This is a genomic window from Dietzia sp. HMSC21D01 (assembly GCF_001815995.1).
Classification (GTDB): Bacteria; Actinomycetota; Actinomycetes; order Mycobacteriales; family Mycobacteriaceae; genus Dietzia; species Dietzia cinnamea.
The window spans coordinates 1-3110 of record NZ_KV823691.1; the positions used below are offsets into that span (position 1 = coordinate 1).

4 protein-coding genes and 1 pseudogene are annotated in these 3110 nt (G+C 73.6%); 3 read left to right on the forward strand and 2 right to left on the reverse strand.

Annotated features, from left to right (window positions below):
• Together HMPREF3086_RS02065 and HMPREF3086_RS02070 are read left to right on the forward strand one after the other, a co-directional pair.
• Nucleotides 1-398: pseudogene (locus HMPREF3086_RS02065) on the forward strand (prephenate dehydratase); the annotation flags it as partial.
• Nucleotides 395-1027 carry a histidine phosphatase family protein gene (locus HMPREF3086_RS02070; protein WP_070719918.1) on the forward strand — a complete coding sequence of 211 codons (633 nt, stop codon included), beginning with the start codon at nucleotides 395-397 and terminating at the stop codon, nucleotides 1025-1027. The pseudogene HMPREF3086_RS02065 and the gene HMPREF3086_RS02070, both read left to right, overlap by 4 nt.
• Before the next feature lie 43 nt (nucleotides 1028-1070).
• Here the strand turns inward: HMPREF3086_RS02070 and HMPREF3086_RS02075 are convergent, their stop codons facing one another.
• A complete protein-coding gene (locus tag HMPREF3086_RS02075; RefSeq protein ID WP_007631889.1) occupies nucleotides 1071-1421 on the reverse strand; it encodes a metallopeptidase family protein in 351 nt (116 codons plus the stop codon).
• Complete coding sequence (locus HMPREF3086_RS02080) at nucleotides 1418-2536, reverse strand: septum formation family protein (protein ID WP_239550431.1); 1119 nt, start codon at nucleotides 2534-2536, stop codon at nucleotides 1418-1420. The genes HMPREF3086_RS02075 and HMPREF3086_RS02080 overlap by 4 nt, the downstream gene beginning before the upstream one ends.
• Before the next feature lie 47 nt (nucleotides 2537-2583).
• Here HMPREF3086_RS02080 and HMPREF3086_RS02085 point away from each other — a divergent pair, with 47 nt between their 5' ends.
• Complete coding sequence (locus HMPREF3086_RS02085; protein WP_061227868.1) at nucleotides 2584-3027, forward strand: ankyrin repeat domain-containing protein; 444 nt, start codon at nucleotides 2584-2586, stop codon at nucleotides 3025-3027.
• The last annotated feature ends 83 nt before the right edge of the window (nucleotides 3028-3110 follow it).

The window sequence follows — 3110 nt, forward strand, 5'->3', positions numbered from 1 at the left end:
CCCGCACCCGCTTCGTCCTGGTCGGTCGGCCGGCCCCGCCGCCGCCGCGCACGGGCAGCGACCGCACCAGCGTCGTGTTCGGCCTGCCGCACCAGCCCAACGCGCTCGTCCAGGCGCTCACCGAGCTGTCGATCCGCGACATCGACCTCACCCGCATCGGCTCCCGGCCCACCCGCGTCGAGCGGTTCACCTACCTGTTCCACGTGGACCTCGTCGGCCACATCGACGACCCCGCGGTGTCCGAGGCGCTCGTCGCGCTGCGCCACCGCACCTCTGACCTCCGATTCCTCGGGTCGTGGCCCGTCGCCGACGGTGGCGAGGCCGGCGCGCCGCCGCCCGACCGCGCCGAGGCGCTGCGCTGGATCGACGGCCTGCGCCGAGGGGAGGGCGCGGGGTGAGCGCCCGACTCCACCTCGTCCGCCACGGGCAGACCCCCTCCAACGTCGCCGGTGCCCTCGACACCGCGTTGCCCGGCGCCCCGCTCACCGACCTCGGACGGGACCAGGCGCGGCTGGTGGGTGAGGAGCTCGCCAGGTCCGGCATCCGGCCCCCGGTCATCCTGAGCTCGGAGGCCGCCCGCGCCCGCGAGACCGCCGGCCTCATCGCCGGGGAGATGGGTCTGTCCAGCCAGGCCGTGCCCGGTGTCCACGAGGTGCAGGCCGGGGACTACGAGATGGAGAGCGGGCCCGAGGCGCTGCTCGCCTACAACCGGGTGGTCCGCGACTGGCTCGAGAACGGTGAGCTGGACTCACGGCTCCCCGGCGGCGAGAGCGCCCACGACGTGCGCCGGCGCGCCATGCCGATCATCGCCGAGCTGCGCGAGTCCTACCTCGACAACGCCGTCGACGTGGTGCTCGTCGTCCACGGCACGCTGATGCGGATGATCGCCGTGTTCGCCGGGGCGGTGCCCTCGCAGTGGGCGCTGGACAACCGGATCCCCAACTGCGGCGTCATCGAGCTGGCCCCGGACGGCGGCGGCTGGGCGTGCGAGCGGTGGGGCGACCACCTGGGGCGGCCCGGGTACTGACGGCTGCGGAGTGGCTCCCGCGGCCGCGCGTCGGCTGCTCCGCTCAGCCCCAGCCGAGGGCGTGCAGGGTCTCCTCGCCGATCCCGAAGTGGTGGGCGATCTCGTGGATCACCGTCACCGCCACCTCGTGGACCAACTCCTCCTCGGTCGAGCAGAAGTCACACAGCGCGCCCCGGTAGATCGTGATGGTGTCGGGCAGGAACCCGGAGTAGGTGGTGTCCCGCTCGGTCAGCGCGACGCCCTCGTAGAGCCCCAGTAGCCCGGGCTCGTCCGGATTCCGGTCGGCGATGAGCACCACCACGTTGTCCATGGCCTCGAACAGCGCGTCCGGTACCGAGTCCAGCGCGTCGTCGACCAGCTCCTCGAACCGCGCCTCGTCGACGCGGATGCTCACGGCGCCCCGCCGGGCACCGGGACGGCGACCGTGCCCTGGCCGGTGTCGGTCGTGGCGCCGGTGTCGCCACCGGGCTGCTGGCCGGGCGGCGGGATCTCTGTGGTGGTGGGCGCGACCGGGGTGTTCCCGTCGATGAGCACACCCTGCCGCGCGGAGCCGCGCAGCACCGCGAACGGCCCGGGCTCGGCGGCCCTCATCAGTCCGCAGTTGACGGTGCGACTGCCCGTGCGCCACGAGATCTCGGAGATGGGATTGACCAGCGTCGAGATGAGCGTCGTGCGGCGCAGCGTCTCGGGGTCGCCGAGATAGGCGATGCCGGCCTCTCGGCAGGCGTCGGCGGTGAGCTCGGACTGCTGCCGCGGATCCGGCGGGACCGGCCCCTCGGGGAAGGTCCCCGTCACGTCGACGTCGGCGACGATCTCGATCGAGTGGTCGTCCGAGCACGGCACCGGTGCGCCGGGCAGGCCCTCGGCGGTGAATCCCAGGCACGTCCCCGGCTCCCAGCGGCGGTGCTGGTCCGCCTCGGCGAACGTGCCCGTGGACAGGGCGGACCGGCCGTCGAGCTCGGCGGCCGCGATCCCGCACAGGACACTGCGGTCGCCCTTGGCCCAGCCCTCCTCGGACGGCGGCACCACCAGTCCGGTGAAGCGGCCCTGCGGATCGACCTCGCGGCCGCCCGCGTACCGGGAGATCAGCGGCAGGCACCGGTCCGTGCCCACCGGGGCCAGGTCGTCGCTGTCCGGGAGCGGGGTCCCCTCGCCGAACCCGGGGACCTCGGACAGGTCGATCCGCCCCGCCACCTCGAACCGGTGGGGCTCGGCGCAGTCGACCGTGTCGAAGGAGGCCACGCGGTCCGCGGCGTCGATGGACCAGGTCAGGCAGGTGCCCGGGGCGGCGTTGGCGTACGCCGGACCCGACAGGGTCCGCGGGTCGACCTGCGGGACGACCGCCGCGATCCGCCCGGCGCTCGACGAGTTCGGGTCGTTGATCGCTGAGGCCATGAGCGCGCCGGTGACCGCCCCGCCGGACAGGACCGCGAGGAGGGAGGCCATGACCGCGCCCCGTGTGCGGAGCAGGGTCCGACCACGGCGTGACGATCGGGTGGTAGTGGTCATCGCCTTCCATGATGCCGCAACCGCGCCGTCCCGATAGGATTCGGAGCATGAGCGGACAGAACCACGACGAGCGACCCGGCGCGGACGGTGACGTGCGCTCGCCACGGGAGGGTGTGGACCCGGAGGTCCTCGAGTTCGCCCAGATGCTGTTCCAGCTGGCCCGGGACGGCGAGACGGAACGGCTCGCGGCGTATGTCGACGCCGGCGTGAGCCCTGACCTGACCAACGAGCGGGGCGACGCCCTGCTCATGCTCGCCGCCTACAACGGCCACCCGGACACCGTCCGCGCACTGCTCGAGCGGGGTGCCGAGGTCGACCGCGCCAACGACCGGGGTCAGACCCCGCTGGCCGGCGCGGTCTTCAAGGGGTACGGCGAGGTCGTCCGCGTGCTCTACGAAGCCGGGGCCGACCCGTACGGCGGCACGCCCACGGCCGTCGACACCGCGCGCATGTTCGAGAAGGACGCCTTCCTGGAACTGTTCGGCGTCTGAGGGGGCCGCGGCGCCCGGCCGCGACTGGCCGCTGGGAGGATTCGCGCGGGCCGCTAGGAGCATGGGTCAGTAATGGCTCGAAG